General features: G+C 71.2%; 9 protein-coding genes. 3 read left to right on the top strand and 6 right to left on the bottom strand.

Annotated features, from left to right (window positions below; genetic code table 11):
- Positions 1–173 precede the first annotated feature (173 nt).
- Complete coding sequence (locus tag ACFW3L_RS01170; protein WP_378734994.1) at positions 174–2,279, top strand: type IIA DNA topoisomerase subunit B; 2,106 nt, start codon at positions 174–176, stop codon at positions 2,277–2,279.
- Between the two features lie 82 nt (positions 2,280–2,361).
- Here ACFW3L_RS01170 and ACFW3L_RS01165 read toward each other — a convergent pair whose 3' ends face one another.
- The 5 genes from ACFW3L_RS01165 to ACFW3L_RS01145 all read right to left on the bottom strand — a co-directional run bounded on the left by ACFW3L_RS01165 (position 2,362) and on the right by ACFW3L_RS01145 (position 10,090).
- Positions 2,362–3,489, bottom strand: coding sequence for a PLP-dependent cysteine synthase family protein (locus tag ACFW3L_RS01165; protein WP_378734992.1), 1,128 nt, complete (start codon positions 3,487–3,489; stop codon positions 2,362–2,364).
- A 403-nt stretch (positions 3,490–3,892) separates the two neighbouring features.
- On the bottom strand, positions 3,893–4,219 hold the full coding sequence (locus ACFW3L_RS01160) for a tetratricopeptide repeat protein (RefSeq protein ID WP_378734990.1): 327 nt from the start codon (positions 4,217–4,219) through the stop codon (positions 3,893–3,895).
- Positions 4,220–4,427: 208 nt separating this feature from the next.
- Positions 4,428–4,958 (bottom strand): beta-class carbonic anhydrase, encoded by a 531-nt coding sequence (locus ACFW3L_RS01155; protein WP_378734987.1) that lies wholly within the window; start codon positions 4,956–4,958, stop codon positions 4,428–4,430.
- 84 nt (positions 4,959–5,042) lie between these two features.
- Entirely contained in the window at positions 5,043–7,538 is a 2,496-nt protein-coding gene (locus tag ACFW3L_RS01150; protein ID WP_378734985.1) for a DNA topoisomerase (ATP-hydrolyzing) subunit A, read from the bottom strand.
- Between the two features lie 209 nt (positions 7,539–7,747).
- Complete coding sequence (locus ACFW3L_RS01145; protein ID WP_378734983.1) at positions 7,748–10,090, bottom strand: glycosyl hydrolase; 2,343 nt, start codon at positions 10,088–10,090, stop codon at positions 7,748–7,750.
- 594 nt (positions 10,091–10,684) lie between these two features.
- On the opposite strand from ACFW3L_RS01145, the gene ACFW3L_RS01140 reads away from it, so the two are divergent.
- Positions 10,685–12,886 carry a RecQ family ATP-dependent DNA helicase gene (locus ACFW3L_RS01140; protein ID WP_378734981.1) on the top strand — a complete coding sequence of 734 codons (2,202 nt, stop codon included), beginning with the start codon at positions 10,685–10,687 and terminating at the stop codon, positions 12,884–12,886.
- A gap of 194 nt (positions 12,887–13,080) precedes the next feature.
- On the opposite strand, the gene ACFW3L_RS01135 is transcribed toward ACFW3L_RS01140, so the two are convergent.
- A complete protein-coding gene (locus tag ACFW3L_RS01135; RefSeq protein ID WP_378735367.1) occupies positions 13,081–14,016 on the bottom strand; it encodes a carbohydrate kinase family protein in 936 nt (311 codons plus the stop codon).
- A gap of 428 nt (positions 14,017–14,444) precedes the next feature.
- On the opposite strand from ACFW3L_RS01135, the gene ACFW3L_RS01130 reads away from it, so the two are divergent.
- Positions 14,445–17,165: a GNAT family N-acetyltransferase gene (locus tag ACFW3L_RS01130; RefSeq protein WP_378734979.1), complete on the top strand. Its 2,721-nt coding sequence runs from the start codon at positions 14,445–14,447 to the stop codon at positions 17,163–17,165.
- Positions 17,166–17,216: the final 51 nt, after the last annotated feature.

Genomic DNA, 17,216 nt, shown 5'->3' with positions numbered 1-17,216 from the left:
GCGTCGACGCCGGAGACCCGCACCCGGGGGACACGACCCCGCCCACACACGGCCGTGCCACGGCAAAGTCCCCGGCTCGCCGTAGCCTGGCCCCCTCAACAGTCGGCGCGGCGCGGTACAAAGGGCACGCGCCGCACAGCCACGATGGCCCTCAAGACGCAGGAGATGTCCGAGTGACCGCCTTGACCGCAGCCGTCCACGATCCCGAGGATTACTCCGCTCGGCACCTGTCGGTCCTGGAGGGCCTCGAAGCGGTGCGCAAGCGTCCGGGCATGTACATCGGGTCCACCGACAGCCGAGGCCTGACCCACTGCATGTGGGAGATCATCGACAACTCCGTCGACGAGGCGCTGGGCGGCTACTGCGGGCGCATCGACGTGACGCTGCACAGCGACGGATCCGTCGCCGTCAGCGACGACGGTCGCGGCATCCCCGTGGACAACGAGCCCAAGTCCGGACTCTCCGGTGTGGAACTGGTCATGACCAAGCTCCACGCCGGCGGCAAGTTCGGTTCGGGCTCCTACACCGCCTCCGGCGGCCTGCACGGTGTCGGCGCCTCCGTCGTCAACGCCCTCTCGGCCCGCGTGGACGTGGAGATCGACCGCCAGGGCCACACCCACGCCCTGAGCTTCCGCCGGGGCATCGCCGGGCGGTTCGCCGGCGCGGGCCCCGACGCCGAGTTCACCCCGGTGTCCGGCCTGGAGCAGATCCGCAAGGTCGCCAAGAAGATCACCGGCACCCGCATCCGGTTCTGGCCGGACATGCAGATCTTCCTCAAGGACGCCGAGATCACCCGGGAGAACCTCCTCGACCGGGCCCGGCAGACCGCCTTCCTCGTCCCGGGACTGACCATCGCGGTGCGCGACGAGCGCGCCGAGGGTGAGGCCCCCTACACCGAGGAGTTCCGCTTCGACGGCGGGATCAGCGAGTTCTGCACCTTCCTCGCCCCCGACGACCCGGTCAGCGACGTCCTGCGCATCCAGGGCTCCGGCAACTTCACCGAGACCGTCCCGGTCCTGGACGAGTCCGGCCACATGGTGCCCGCCGACGTCGAGCGCCGCCTGGACGTGGACGTCGCCCTGCGCTGGGGCACCGGCTACGACACCACCGTGCGCTCCTTCGTCAACGTGATCTCCACGCCCAAGGGCGGGACCCACATCAACGGCTTCGAGCGCGCCCTGGTCCGGGTGATCAACGACCAGCTGCGCGCGACCAAGCTCCTCAGGAACAGCGACGACCCGGTCACCAAGGACGACACCCAGGAGGGCCTGACCGCCGTCGTCACGGTGCGCCTGCCCGAGCCGCAGTTCGAGGGACAGACCAAGGAGATCCTCGGCACCTCCGCGGCCTCACGGATCGTCTCCCAGGTGGTCGGCAAGGAGCTGCGCGAGTTCCTCACCTCCACCAAGAAGGCGGAGAAGGCCAGGGCCCGCACGGTCATGGAGAAGGTCGTCGGCGCGGCCAAGGCCCGGCTCGCCGCCCGACAGCAGCGCGAGACCCAGCGCCGCAAGAACGCCCTGGAGAGTTCCGCGCTCCCCGCGAAGCTGGTGGACTGCCGCAGCGAGGGGCTGGAGCACAGCGAACTGTTCATCGTCGAGGGTGACTCCGCGCTGGGCACCGCCAAGCTCGCCCGCGACTCCGAGTTCCAGGCGCTGCTGCCCATCCGGGGCAAGATCCTCAACGTGCAGAAGTCCTCGGTCGCGGACATGCTCAAGAACGCCGAGTGCGCGGCGATCCTCCAGGTCATCGGGGCCGGGTCGGGGCGCACCTTCGACCTCGACGCGGCCCGCTACGGCCGGGTCATCCTCATGGCCGACGCGGACGTGGACGGCGCGCACATCCGCTGCCTGCTGCTCACCCTCATCTACCGGTACATGCGGCCGATGCTGGAGGCCGGGCGCGTGTACGCGGCCGTGCCGCCGCTGCACCGCATCGAGCTGACCAACGTGCGGCGCAAGCGCGGGGCCAAGCCCGAGGACCGGTACGTCTACACCTACTCCGACGCCGAGCTCCGGCGCACCCTTCTGGACCTGGAGAAGCGCAAGATCTCCTGGAAGGAGCCGGTGCAGCGGTACAAGGGCCTGGGCGAGATGGACGCCGACCAGCTGGCCGAGACCACCATGGACCCGCGCTACCGGACCCTGCGTCGCATCCGGGTGGAACAGGCGGAGGAGGCCGCGTCCGTGTTCAACCTGCTCATGGGCAACGAGGTGGCGCCGCGCCGCAAGTTCATCCAGGAGGGCGCCCAGGAGCTGGACCTGGAGCGCATCGACGCCTGACCGTCCCCCCCCACGTGAAGGGGCCCGCGCGGGCCAGGGGTTCTCGAACCCCGGACCCGTGCGGGCCCCTTCACGTCTCCGCTCAGGGGGCCTTCGGAGGCTCCCAGACCCCGTCCGAGAGGAAACGGTCGATCGCCACCCGGTACGGGCCGGGGTCCAGGCCCCGTTCCGACACCCAGGCGTCGTTGTAGTAGCTGTGCTGGTACCGTTCGCCGCCGTCGCAGATCAGGGTGACCACACTGCCCTTGCGGCCCTCACGGAGCATCCTGGAGACCAGGTGCCACACGCCCCACAGGTTGGTGCCGGTCGATCCGCCCGCGCACCGGCCGGTGACGTCGTTGAGGTGGCGCATCGCCGCGATGCTCGCGGCGTCGGGCACCGGCATCATCAGGTCGATCACCGACGGCACGAAGCTCGGCTCCATCCTCGGACGGCCGATGCCCTCGATCCGGGAGGGCATGCCCGTGGAGTAGTCGGCGGCACCGGTCACCCAACCGGGGAAGAAGGCCGAGTTCTCCGGGTCCACCACGGCCAGGCGGGTGTGCAGGCGCCGGTACCGCAGGTAGCGGCCGATGGTCGCGGAGGTGCCGCCCGTGCCCGCGCCCACCACGATCCAGTCCGGATCGGGGTGACGCTCCATGGCGAGCTGCTCGAAGATCGACTCGGCGATGTTGTTGTTGCCGCGCCAGTCCGTGGCCCGCTCCGCGTACGTGAACTGGTCCATGTAGTGGCCGCCCGTCTCGGCGGCCAGGCGCTCGGCCTCGCCGTACATGTCCGGCGGGTTGTCGACGAAGTGGCAGCGCCCGCCGTACCGCTCGATCAGCGCGATCTTCTCCGGGCTGGTCCGCCTCGGGACCACCGTGATGAAGTCCAGCCCCACCAGCTGCGCGAAGTACGCCTCCGACACCGCAGTGGAACCCGAACTGGCCTCCACGATCGTGGTGCCCTCGGTGATCCACCCGTTGGCCAGCCCGTACAGGAACAGCGAACGCGCCAACCGGTGCTTGAGGCTGCCGGTGGGGTGCACCGACTCGTCCTTCAGGTACAGGTCGATGCCCCACTCCGGAGGCAGGGGGAACACGTGCAGGTGGGTGTCGGCCGAACGCGTGTCGTCGGCGACCACCCTGCGGACCGCCTCGTCCGCCCAGGAACGGGCGCTGTCGGAACATCGGTCGACCCAGGGCAGGTCAGGGTCTGGAATGGGAGCCATGGTGAGGAGGGTACCCGTACCTTTTTGGGCCTCCGCTTCGCTTCGGCGCCTTTGCTTCGGCGCCTTTGCAGAGGGATTCTTCATCGTCGTCCGCGCCTGGCTCGTTCCTCGCGATCCCACCTGCGGCACCTCCAGAACCCTCTCCGGCGCCTCGCTCACGTCTTTTTGGGCCTCCGCTTCGCTTCGGCCCGGGTCCGGCGCCTTTGCAGAGGAACCTTCGGCACCTTCGGTGTGATGGCTCGTTCCTCGCGATCCCACCTGCGGCACCTCCAGAACCCTCTCCGGCGCCGGACGGGGCACCCCCTTGTGGTTTGGGCACGCGCGCCCAGGACTCACGCTCGCCGCTGAGCAGAGCCGGTCACCTCAGCCGCAGGGGGTTACCCGTTCGAGCGCCCCAGGGGACTCAGTCCAGGGATCCGCCGGACATCACCGCGTACATACGCCGGTACGTGGCCGCCTCCTCGTGGCGGCTCTGCCTCTCCAGCGTGCGTGCCAGGGCGATGTGCGCCCAGTTGTCCACCGGGTCTAGCTCGATCAGGCTGCGGAAGGCCGACTCGGCCTTGTTGAGCTGAGCGGAGTGGAAGTAGGCGCGCCCCAGCAGCTCCAGCATCGAGCGGCTGCCCGGCTCGTTCTCCACCACGGGTTCGAGGATCTGGGCGGCGTAGATGGGGTCGCCCAGCTCCATGAACATGCGGGCTCGGTTGTAGGTGTCGTAGGTGCTCTCTTCCACGGTGCTCCTCTCAGGTGTCCACCGTCCCGGGTCACAACCGCCGCGGGGGTGGCGGCATTCCCGGGGATGGGGGAGGCGGGTGCGGGGCCCGGGGGTGGTGGTGCGCACCACCCACCAGAGTGATCCCCGCGCCGGACCCCGGTGACACCTTCCGACACGACCGCCCCCGGCCGATCGGGCCGGGGGCGGACGCGTGGAACCAGCGGGACTAGAGGTCGACCGGGGTCACCCTGCCGTTGTCCACGTCGTAGATCGCCCCGGCCACCGGCAGGCCCTTGGGCAGCAGCGGGTGGTGCCGGATGCGTTCGAGGTCGTGCTGGAGCGCGCCGAGCTGGTCGTTGTCGGTCTTGAACTCCAGGCTGCGCGTGTCCACCCCGAAGTCGTTCAGGATGAGGTCGTGGACGACGTCGTCGTTCTCCACGGACGCCATCTTGCACTTGGTGTGCGGCAGGATCAGCACACGGTCCACGCCCAGCAGGTAGACGGCCAGCACCAGCGTACGCAGGGTGTCGTCCGTGACGCGGGCGCCCGCGTTACGCAGGATCTTCGCGTCGCCCGGCTTGAGGCCGAGCATGTCCAGCGGCTCGATCCTGGAGTCCATGCACGTGACGAGGGCCAACCCCCGCGCGGCCAACGGTTCGAGACCGGTGAGTGAGAAGTCGGCGGCGTAGTCGGCGTTGGAACCGAACACGTCGTCGAAAGCCCCGGGGGGAGGGGTGACGTTGGTGCTGTCGCTCACTTGTGGTGACTCCCTGTGTCGTATGGGTGCATGGACTGCCGTGCACACAGGTAAGCACACCCGTGCGCACGGCTGGCGTGAAACTCAGGCTCCTGATCCGGGAGGGGTGATCCCGGAGTCGGTCTGACCACTGCCGACCGTGACGACGGCACTGGTCAGGGCCTCCCCGGAGCCGTCCCGACGCTCGGTCAGGTCCGGCAGGCGGACCGGCTTGCCGTCGGCGCGCGACGCCCGTGCCGGGGCGCGTCCCACCCACGCGAACGTCAGGGTGTCCTCACCCTTCAGGTAGCGGTGGCAGCGCACCCCGCCGGTGGCCCGCCCCTTGGAGGGGTAGGCCGTGAAGGGGGTGACCTTGGCGGATCCGGGCAGGCTGCTCGTCAGGGCGTCGCCGCCTCCGGACACGGTCACCACGACCGAGTCCTCGGGGCTGGAGACCGCGCCGAACCACAGTACGCGAGCCTCCTCGGAGAGCCGCACACCGGCCACGCCGCCCGCCTGGCGGCCCTGCGGGCGGGCCGTGGAAGCCGAGAAGCGCAGGAGCTGGGCCTCGGAGGTGACGAAGACCAGGTCCTCCTCGCCCGTGGAGAGCTGGGTGACGCCGATCACGCGGTCGTCGTCCTTGAGCGAGATGATCTCGAAGTCGTCCTTGTTCGGCGGGAAGTCGGGGGCGACCCGCTTGACCACACCGCCGACGGTGCCCACGACGAAGCCGGGCCCGGAGGCGTTCATGGACACGATCGACACGACCCGTTCCCCCTCGTCGAGCTGGACGAACTCGACGACGCCCAGACCCGCGGCCAACGGTGGGCGCTCGGGTTCGCCGTCACCGTCAGCGGGCAGCTCGGGCAGCTCCACCACCGGGACCCGGATCATCCGGCCCAGGTCGGTGACGAACCCGATGTCCGAGCGCGAGGTGGTCGGGACGGAGACCTCGATCGCGTCGTGCTTGGCGCGCAGACCCGTGTACACGCGCGGCGGGGTCGCGCCCTTGGTACGGCCGATGTGGCCGTCGACCCCGAGCAGCACGTGGCAGGGCTGGTCGGCCATCTCCAGCGGGATGACGGCGGCGCGGGCCACCCCGTCGCTCTCGCGCAGCTGCGTGCGGCGCGGGGTCGCGAACTTCTTGGAGACGTCGTTGAGCTCCTTGGAGACCACCCGGCGCAGCTTCTTGTCCGACTCCAGGATGGAGGTGAGCTCCTCGATCTCCAGGTCGAGCTTGTCCCGCTCGGTCTCCAGCTCCAGCCGGTCGAAGCGGGTGAGGCGGCGCAGCGGGGTGTCGAGGATGTAGCGCGCCTGGATCTCGGAGAGGTCGTAGGCGCCCATCAGGGACTCGCGCGCGGCGGCGGTGTCGTCGGCCTCGCGGATGAGGGCGATGACCCGGTCGATGTCGAGCAGGGCGACGAGCAGGCCCGCGACCAGGTGCAGACGCTCCTGGCGCTTCTTGCGCCGGTGCTCGCTGCGGCGGCGGACCACGTCGAGGCGGTGGTTGACGTAGACCTCGAGCAGCTCACGCAGGCCGAGGGTCTGGGGCTGGCCGTCGACCAGGGCCACGTTGTTGATGCCGAAGGTCTCCTCCATCGGCGTCAGCCGGTAGAGCTCCTCCAGGACCGCTTCGGGGTTGAACCCGTTCTTGAGCTCGATGACCAGGCGCAGGCCCTGGTTGCGGTCGGTGAGGTCCTTGAGGTCCGAGATGCCCTGGAGCTTCTTGGACTGCACCAGCTCCTTGATCCGGCTGATGACCTTCTCGGGGCCGACGCTGTAGGGCAGCTCGGTGACGACGAGGCCGGTGCGGCGCGCGGACACCTTCTCGATCGCGACGGTGGCGCGGGTCTTGAAGGTGCCGCGGCCCTTGCGGTAGGCGTCGCGGACGCCGTCCAGGCCGACGATGGTGCCGCCGGTGGGCAGGTCGGGGCCGGGGACGAACTCGGTGAGCTCGTCCAGGGTGGCCTCAGGGTTGGCGATCAGGTGGCGCGCGGCCGCGATGACCTCGCCCAGGTTGTGCGGGGCCATGTTGGTGGCCATGCCCACGGCGATGCCGGACGCGCCGTTGACCAGGAGGTTGGGGAAGGCCGCGGGAAGGACCTCGGGTTCGGTCTCCTGACCGTCGTAGTTGGGCTTGAAGTCGACGACGTCCTCCTCGATGGAGGACACCAGGAGCTCGGCGGCGCTGTCCAGCCGGGCCTCGGTGTACCGCATGGCGGCCGGGGCGTCGTCGCCGCCCAGGGAACCGAAGTTGCCGTGGCCGTCGACCAGCGGAACGCGCATGGCGAAGGACTGGCTCAGTCGGACCAGGGCGTCGTAGATGGCGGAGTCGCCGTGGGGGTGCAGCCGACCCATCACCTCCCCGACCACGCGGGCGCACTTGACGTGTCCGCGGTCGGGCCGGAGGCCCATCTCGTTCATCTGGTACAGGATGCGCCGTTGGACCGGTTTCATGCCGTCACGCGCGTCGGGCAGAGCGCGTTGGTAGATCACCGAGTACGCGTACTCCAGGAAGCTGCCGCGCATCTCCTCGGAGACGTCGATGTCGATGATCTTCTCGGCGAGATCCTCGGGGGGACGGGAAGTAGTACGGGCCATGTCCGTAATTCTGGCCTGTGCCAGGGACTGAAACGTACGGGGGCGCGTGGTTGGGCGTGTGTGAGTCGCGCGACTGGGGGGTTTCGCACCGTCTTCGACCCGGTTTTCCGTCCCCGGGAGGGCCCGGGGACGGAGAACACGACTCGCGTGTCGCGCGCGTGCCCTCCTCCGCGCGCCCGGTCACGGGAGGGCGCGCGGAGGAGCGGCGGTCAGCCGGTGGTCACGGCGGTCTCCCCGGCCGGGACCTCCAGGGAGGTGCCGTCGGAGAAGGTGACGGTGAGCGGGCCCGTGCCCGGGTTGAAGGCGGTGTACGTGCTGGTCCCGCCCTTGTCGAACACCGCGTAGTGGGCGGTGTCGGCGGTCACGGACACGTCCACGGTGCCGAACTCCGCGAGGGTGGAGACCCACTGGTAGGTGTGCGGCTTGGAGCCGCCCGCCTCGGGTTCGTAGGTCTGCCACTGCTCCTCGAACATCCTGAGGGCGTCGTCACCGTCGGAGAGCGCGCGGTGGGCCCAGTGGATGTCCCGCCAGATGTCCGGCTCACCGCCGAGCTTGTCCACGAGTGACTCGTAGATCACCCCGGCGTGCTCGGGGTCGTGCCCGAGGTACAGGGAACCCGCGGTGATGGGCAGGTAGTTGATGCCGTAGTGCTCCTCGTGGCCGCCGTCCCACCAGATGCGGTAGTCGCCGCCGTCGCCCCAGACCATGCCCACGACGTCCTCGGGGTAGTCCTCGGGGAAGGTGTCCCCGCCCGCGTTCTGCCAGTAGCGGGCGATGGTGGAGGCCTGGGTGGTGTGGAGGTAGACGCCGAGGTCGCGCAGCTCCTCGTCGCCGGTCAGCGCGCCGAAGTGGGCGGTGGCGGCGGCGAAGTGCATGCCCTCGGAGGAGGACTCCTGGTTGTTGCCGGCGGCGAACCCGGCGTGGCCGGAGGCCCAGCCGTGTCCGGCGTAGGGGGAGAAGGAGCGCAGCCGGGGGAACATGTCCCCGTCGGTGCCGGCCACGTCCTGGATGAGCAGGCGGATCATGCCTCCCCAGGCGTCCTCGTCGGCCCAGTCGCGATCGTAGCGGGCGACAACGGCGGCGGCCGAGACGAAGTAGCCGTAGTGGAAGTCGTGGTCGTTGAGTTCGGTGGCGGCCCCGAAGCTGTCGGGGTAGCCGAGCATCGTGCCCCACTCCTCGTCGTAGTGGAACTGGCGGGTGCCTCCGGCGGTGAGCCAGTCCTCCAGGCGCTCCTGGACCAGGGCGAGGAGTTCGTCCCGGGCCTCGGTGTGGCCGATGGAGTCCGCGATGGGGATGAGCTGCGCGAGGCGGCCCATGGCCTTGCCGTCCCAGTAGGTGTCGCCGGGCTCGGGGAAGAGCTCCTCCTCCGCGAGGACGTCGTCGATCAGTGCGGCCAGCCGGTCGTGGTCGGCGGCGTCGACGGTGGGCAGGCTGGGCATGATGCCCTGCGTGGTGAGTTCGGTGGTGAAGGAGGCGCCCTCGGAGACCTTCATCTCGCCGCGCGGGGAGGCGTAGGCGAGGTCGGTGAGGTCGCCCGTGACGTTGGCCCACTGGTGCGGGTAGAGGGCGGTGAGGGTTCCGGTCTCCTCGCCCTCCCTGGCCTCGGTCTCCAGCCGGTAGGTGCTGGTGAGGGAGGACGCCGCCTCGTCGTAGTCGTACTCCACGACCGAGCCGGTGACGAAGGAGTGGGCGTAGGGGGCGAAGGTGTCCAGGTCCTCGGGTGAGGGCAGGACGGCCACCGAGTAGTACCCGTCGTCGCCGGTGTCCGCGGTGAGGGTGTCACCGGAGACGGACCAGGGCGAGTCGGAGGGCGCGAACAGGGCGTAGTGCCTGCCGTTGACGGTGGCGCCGACGGTGGAGCCGTCCTCGTGCCAGATCTCGGGGGTGCCGGAGAAGGTCACCTCGGCCCCGGCGCCCTCGGTCTCGGCGTAGGCGAAGGGGAGTCCCTGGCCGATGGTGACGCGCAGCTGGGCCCCGCCGCCCTCCCACTGGGCGGTGACCGTCCAGTCGCCGCTGTCGGCGGTCCGGGTGTCGGGGGAGTCGAGCCCGGCGGCCCCCAGGGTGAGGTCGGAGACAGCCGTGTACTCGTACTTGAGGTCGTCGCCGACCATCTGGTGGGAGTCGGGGTAGCCCATGTCGAGGCCGCCCTCGTGGGGCTTGTAGCTCAGGGGGTGCGCGAAGAGGTTCTCGCCGTGGGGGTTGTCGGGGTAGCGCTGGAAGATCAGCGAGGACCACCACTCGTTGGTGGGGGCCGGGCCCGTGTGCTCGTCGGTGACCTTGGGCGAGACGGGGGCGCCGTTGAGGTCGGAGGGGCCGGAGGCGCCCTCGGGGCGGGTGCTGGTGTAGCTGCCGGAGCCGACCGGGACCTCGGCCGCGCCCTCGGCGGAGACCGGGGTGACGGAGGTGGGGCCGGTGACCGCGAGGGCCGTGCCGCCGACCACGAGGGCGGAGGCGGCGGCGAGCAGACCGAGGGAGGTCCGCGTCCGCGGTTGTGCGTGTCGGGGGAAGCGGGGGAGGAAGCCGCTGGTGGGGCGGCCTCGTGGTTGCGCCATCGTCTGCCTTTCGTGCTTCTCTCAAGGGGCGACCGGTTCGGGAGCGCTCCCATTGGGGGGCTGGAGCCCTGGCGTCGAGTGTTCAGGTGACACTCGGTGAGCGCAATGCCACATAACTGGAAAGTTTCCATTCTGTTACCGCTGGCCCCCGTCCACGGAACCGGACACCACCGGGAACCACGCCCCCATCGAGATCCGGGTCCCGCTTGGCTGCCTGGGACGGACACCGAACAGGAACCACCCCCTCACCGGGGAAGTGGACCCTGCTCGGGTGCCTGGGGCCGATCACCGCCCGGGATGGGACACCGTCGGTGAGCGGGCCCGGGGCGCCGCCGGTCATCGACCGGACACCACCAGGGGCCGGTCTCCATCCGGTAGTCCGGTAGTTCGGGAGCCGGACGCCGCCGGAGGAGCGGGCGCGCGCCGGAGCCGCCGGAGGAGCCGCTGCGGGCCGCGTCACGGGGCACCCGGGGCGGGCCCGCCTGAGAGCTTGCCCACGGCACCGACGCGCCGACCCGTCCGCGAGGGCGCCCCGGAACCGTCGTGCCTGTGGACGACCCCCTCCACCCCCACCGCCTCTGGTACCAAGGAGTCATGGCCACTCCCACCCAGCCTGACGTCCCCGTCCCCGACGCGCCGACGACCACCGAGCCAGCCCTCTCCGCCGCCGAAGGCGCCCTGCGCGAGCGCGCGGAGGGGCACCTGCGCGCCCTCGCGGGCGAGTCCGCCCGCCTGCGCGAGGACCAGTGGACCGCCATCCACGCCCTGGTCGCCGAGCACCGCCGGGCGCTGGTCGTGCAGCGCACCGGTTGGGGCAAGTCCGCGGTGTACTTCGTGGCCACCGCCCTGCGCCGGGCCGAGGGGGCGGGGCCCACGGTCATCGTCTCCCCGCTGCTCGCGCTGATGCGCAACCAGATCGCCGCGGCCGAGCGCGCGGGCATCCGCGCCCGCACCATCAACAGCTCCAACACCACCGCCTGGGAGTCCACGTACGCCGAGGTCTCCCAGGGGCTGGTGGACGTCCTGCTGGTCAGCCCCGAGCGGCTCAACAACCCGGAGTTCCGGGACCGCGTCCTGCCCGAACTCGCCGCCGGGGCGGGCCTGGTCGTCATCGACGAGGCGCACTGCGTCTCCGACTGGGGCCACGACTTCCGGCCCGACTACCGGCGCATCCGCTCCCTCCTGCACGACCTGCCCGACGGGGTGCCGGTCCTGGCCACCACGGCCACCGCCAACGAACGCGTCACCCATGACGTGGCCGAACAGCTCCAGGCCGGTGCCGACCGGGCCGACACGCTGGTCCTGCGGGGCAGCCTGGAACGCGAGAGCCTGAGCCTGGGCGTGGCCGAGCTCCCCGACCCGACCGCGCGGCTCAGCTGGCTGGCCGAGCACCTGCCCAAGATCCCCGGATCGGGCATCGTCTACACGCTCACCGTCAGCGCCGCCGCCGAGACCGCCCGCTTCCTCACCGAGCAGGGCCTGGAGGTGCTGCCGTACACCGGGCAGACCGATCCCGACGAGCGCGGGCTCGCCGAGGACGCCCTCCTCGGCAACCGGGTGAAGGCGCTCGTGGCCACCAGCGCGCTGGGGATGGGCTTCGACAAGCCCGACCTGGGTTTCGTCGTGCACCTCGGAGCCCCGCAGTCACCGATCTCCTACTACCAGCAGGTCGGCCGTGCGGGACGTGGCGTGGAACGGGCCGAGGTGGTGCTCCTGCCCGGCCGCGAGGACGTCCGGATCTGGGAGTACTTCGCCGGTCTGTCCTTTCCCCCGGAGGAGACCGTGCGCCAGGCCCTCCAGGCTCTGGCGGAGTCCGACAGGCCCCTGTCCACCGCCAGCCTGGAGACCAGGGTGGACCTGCGCCGCACCCGCCTGGAGCAGATGCTCAAGGTGCTGGACGTGGACGGCGCGGTGCGCCGGGTGCGCGGCGGCTGGACCGCCACGGGTGAACCCTGGACCTACGACGCGGAGCGCTACGCCGCCGTCAGCGCGGCCCGCGAACGCGAGCAGCGCGCCATGCTCGACTACGTCTCCACCGACACCTGCCGGATGGAGTTCCTCCGCCGACAGCTCGACGACCCCGCCGCCGAACCCTGTGGCCGCTGCGACGTGTGCACCGGGCAGTACTGGCCCACCGACGTCGACACCGGCCGCCGCCAGGCGGCCGCCGACCACCTGGACCGGCCCGGCACGCCGCTCGCGCCGCGCCGCCAGTGGCCGTCCGGCATGAACACGCTCGGTGTGAGCCTGTCCGGCAAGATCCCCGAGAACCTGCGGGCGGGCGAGGGGCGTGCCCTGGGCCGGCTCACCGACATCGGCTGGGGTACCGAGCTGCGCCGCGTCTTCGCCGAGGACGCCCCGGACACCCCCGTGGACGAGCGACTCCTCCAGGGTGTGGTGCGTGTGCTCGCCGCGTGGGGATGGGAGAACCGACCGGTCGGGGTGGTCGCGATGCCCTCGCTCTCCCGCCCGACCCTCGTGGGGGACCTGGCCGCCCGTATCTCCGAACTCGGCCGACTCGCGCCGCTCGGCTCCCTGTCCTACCGGACCCCGGCGGGCCCTGGCCCGCGCCGCCACAACAGCGCGATGCGACTGGAGCAGGTGTACAACGCGCTGGTGGTGGATCCCGCGCTGGCCGACCGCGTGGCCGAGCTCCAGAGAGACACCCCGGGCCCGATCCTGCTGGTGGACGACCAGACCGACACGGGGTGGAGCCTGACCGTCGGCGCGGCCCTGCTCCGCAAGGCGGGAGCCCCGGAGGTGCTGCCGCTGACCCTGTCCACCACGGGAGGGTGACCACGCGGGTCGGGACGGCCCTGACGGTGCGCCTGCCCCGCCCAGCGGTCCCCGGCCGGGAACCGCTGGGCGGGGCCTCCTCGCGGTGCGCGGGTCAATCCGGCAACGCACCGTGCCGGGCGGGGTCGCCGGGCGGACATGACGAGACCCCGCCACCCTGGGGTGCGGGGTCTCGTCGGAGGAACCTGACGGGTCTAGCGCAGGCGCTGGCCCCGGGGCGCGCCCCGGCGCACCGGCTGGCCCTCACCCAGGTCCGGGCGGGCACCCGGCTGGTGCAGGGCACGGGCGGCCAGCCTGCTGGCCCGGCCCAGTGCCTCCTTGGGGTGCCGGCCGGTCAGCCACGCGGGGAGGAACCCGGCGATGAACGCGTCACCGGCGCCGACCGAACCGGGGGAGGGGTCCACCGGCTCGGCGGGGGCCCGCACGCAGTCCTCGCGGGTCTTGGAGGCCCACAGGCCACCCTCCTCGCCGAGCTTGATCACGACGTTGGGGAACCAGGCGGTGAGCACCTTCGCGGCGGCCTCGGCGTCGTCCCGACCGGTGAGCACCCGGGCCTGGTCGACGTTGACGAACAACAGCCGCGCGCCCTGCGTCCAGTCGAGGAAGTTCTCCGCCCCCGCGCGCTCCAGCGGCGCGTGCGAGCCGCCGTCCACGGAGATGGACATGCCGCTCTCCCGCGCCATGCGCAGGGCCACCCGGGCCGCGCGGCGGGAGTCGGAGTTGATCAGCGTGTACCCGGACACGTGCAGGTGGCCGTCGGGGCCGAACACGTCGCGGGGCAGGTCCTCGGGCTGGAGACGGGCGTTGGCGCCGGGGTCGCTCAGCATCGTCCGGTCGCCCCGGTGGGTGATCATGACCACGCAGGTGCCGGTGGAGCGCTCGGGGTCCATCACCATGCGGGAGTCCAGGCCGTAGCCCATGAGCTCCATCTCGCGGGTGCGCCCGGTGATGTCGGAGCCGCGACGACCGACGAACGTGGTCTCGGTGCCCTCGACCGCGAGCCACGAGGCGATGTTCGCCCCGGAACCGCCGCCGTACATGATCACCGACGCCGGGGTGTCGCTGCCGCGGGCCAACGGGTGGAACGCGCGCGCGACGGCATCGGTCATCAGATCACCGATCACGACCACTCGAGTCATTTCGCCAGCCACCACCGAGGGTTTGAGAATCTGTGCCCGCACGACGTTAACAGCTTAACGATCAGTGTCGGGTAACGAACTGACAGCGCCCGGGACACGCGGTCGCGCGGGGGCCGCCGCGGATCGTGAGGCCCGGCGTACGAGGGGGTTTCGACCCACCCAGGAAGACTATCCGCACTCGGCGTGATCTCGGACGCCCGACCGTCACCGGAACCGGTCGGGCACACTCCGAGGGCGTGGGTCCCGCTCGTGTCGTGGAACCGGAACCTCGGGGCCCTCTCTGTACGCCCACGCACCGGTCGCCGCGCGTGTCCGAGGGTCTCGACCCCCCGTTCGCGAGGCCCGCCTGAGGGGTCGATTTCGGTCATCCCGCATGGACTTTCCCCGAATTCGACCGATTGTCGTCTAGTCTCGCTGTCGTGCAGTCCTACCCGAACCACTGGGAAGCCGACGTCGTCCTGACCGACGGAGGCACCGCGCACCTGCGCCCCATCACCCCTGACGACGCCGACCTGCTGCGCGAGTTCCACTCCCGGCTCTCACCGGAGACGATCTACTACCGGTTCTTCGCGCCCTACCCCAAGCTCTCCGACCGGGACGTGAAACGCTTCACGACGGTCGACTACGAGGACCGCGTGGCCCTGGTCGCCACCATCTCCGACTCCATGGTCTCCGTGGTGCGGTATGACAAGGTCGCCCCCGAGGAGGCCGAGGTGGCCTTCGTCGTGGAGGACGGGCACCAGGGGCGTGGCCTGGCCTCGGTGCTCCTGGAGCACATCGGAGCCGCCGCCCGCGAACGCGGGGTGCGCCGTTTCATCGCGGACGTCCTGCCCGAGAACCGGCGCATGATCAACGTCTTCCGCGAGGCCGGGTACACCGCGCAGCAGACCTTCGACGAGGGCGTCATCCGCCTCACCCTCGACCTCCAGCCCACGGACGACTCCACCGAGGTCATGCGGGCCCGCGAACAGCGCGCCGAGTCGCGCTCCATCGCCCGCCTGCTCTTCCCCGAGTCCGTCGCCGTCATCGGGGCCAGCCGCACGGCGCACACCATCGGCCAGACCGCGCTGCGCAACCTGCTCGGCGGCGAGTTCCAGGGCCCCGTCTACCCGGTCCACCCCGAGGCCAAGGCCGTCGTCGGCGTCCGCGCCTACCCCTCCGTCCTCGACATCCCCGACCAGATCGACCTCGCCGTGGTGGCCGTGCGCGCCGACACCGTCGTCGACGTGGTCGAACAGTGCGCGGAGAAGGGCGTGCACGGGCTGATCGTGGTCAGCTCCGGGTTCGGTGAGGTCGGCCCCGAGGGGCGCGCCCGCCAGGACGAACTGGTGCGCACCGCCCGCGCCGCCGGTATGCGCGTGGTCGGGCCGAACTGCCTGGGCATCGCCAACAGCGATCCCACGGTCTCGCTCAACGCCACCCTCTCCCCGGACCTGCCCCCGCAGGGCCCCATCGGCTTCTTCTCCCAGTCCGGAGCCCTGGGCCGGGCCATCCTCCAGCGGGTGGCCGAACGCGGCATGGGCCTGTCCACCTTCGTCTCGGCGGGCAACCGCGCGGACGTGTCCGGCAACGACCTCATGCAGTACTGGCAGGAGGACCCCGCCACCAAGGTGGTCCTCCAGTACCTGGAGTCCCTGGGCAACCCGCGCAAGTTCACCCGCCTCGCCCGGCGCCTGGCCAAGCAGAAGCCGGTCGTCGCCGTGCGCAGCGGCGGATCCGCGCGGACCACCCCCACCGGGCACGCCGCCGGTGGCCTGGCCCTGCCCGACTACGCCGTCACGTCCCTGTTCCAGCAGGCGGGCGTGGTGCGCGTGGACGACATCACGCAGATGTTCGACGCCGCCCAGGTGTTCGCCTACCAGCCGCTGCCCGAGGGGCCGCGGGTGGGCATCATCGGCAACTCCGACTCCCTGGAGCTGCTGGTCAAGGACGCGGCGGTCCGTCAGGGGCTCAAGCCGCACGACCCGGTCAACCTGGGTCCGCAGGCCACCGCCGACGACTTCGACACCGCGATCCGGGCCGCGCAGGCCGCCGAGGACGTCCACTCGATCGTGGTGGTCTTCGTCCCGGCCCTGCACCCCATCGGTGACGACGTCGCCCGTGTCCTGCGTGCCCGCTCCCTGGACTCGGACAAGCCCATCGTCACCACCTATCTCGCGCGCCAGGGCCTCCCCGAGGAGCTCAGGCACGTCGGTGACCAGGGGCAGACCCTGCACGGCTCGGTGCCCTCCTACCCCTCTCCCGAGGACGCCGTCCGGGCCGTCGCCCACGCCACCCGGTACGCCCAGTGGCGCAACCGCAAGCCCGGACGCCACCCCGAACTGCCCGACATCGACCGCGCCCGGGCCCGTGCCACCATCGGCCGCGCGCTCAAGAAGGCCGCGCCGACCGACGACGACGTCGCCTGGTTCGGCGGCGAGCGACGCTACGACGAGGAGACGGCGATCTCCTCCGAGGACGCCCGCGACCTCCTGGCCTGCTACGGTATCGCCGCCTACCCGGACATCAGGGTCACCTCCGCCGAGGAGGCCGTGGTCGCCGCCGGTGAGCTCGGCTACCCCGCCGTGGTCAAGGCCGACGCCCCCGACCTGCGGGTGCGCGCGGGAGGCACGTTCGTCCGCGCCGACCTGCGCACGCCCGAGGACGTTCGGAGCGCCTACCTGTCCCTGGAGGACCGCTTCGGTGGCGAGGCGGAGCTGGTGGTCCAGCGGATGGCCGCGCCCGGCGTTCCCACGGTGGTGCGCGCGGGCGACAACCAGTCCTTCGGCTCGGTGGTCTCCTTCGGGCTGGCGGACGTCACCGCCGAGCTGCTCGACGACCGCTCCTTCCGGCTGGCGCCGCTGACCGACATGGACGCGGCCGACCTCATCCACGCGGTTCGGGCCGCCCCGCTGCTGTTCGGACTGCCCGCGGGCGCCACCTCGTTGGCCGAGCAGCCCAACGTGGAGGCCCTGGAGGAACTGCTCATCCGGGTGTCCCGACTGGTGGAGGCCTTCCCGGAGATCGGCTACGTGGACCTGGACCCGGTTCTGGTCAACGCCACCGGAGCGCACGTCCTGGGCGCCCGGATGTGGCTGCGCGAGGCCCCCGAGGTCCGTCCCGACGTGGGACCGCGCCGTCTGCGCGGGGTGACGTTCTGATCAGGGAATGGGTCTCCCGTTTCGGCGGACGGTCGCGAAGTGTCGCCGGAA

The organism is Nocardiopsis sp. NPDC058789 (genome assembly GCF_042745575.1).
GTDB lineage: Bacteria > Actinomycetota > Actinomycetes > Streptosporangiales > Streptosporangiaceae > Nocardiopsis > Nocardiopsis eucommiae.
The sequence above is the reverse complement of the archived record's forward strand: the minus strand, read 5'-3'. Positions and strand labels throughout refer to the sequence as shown.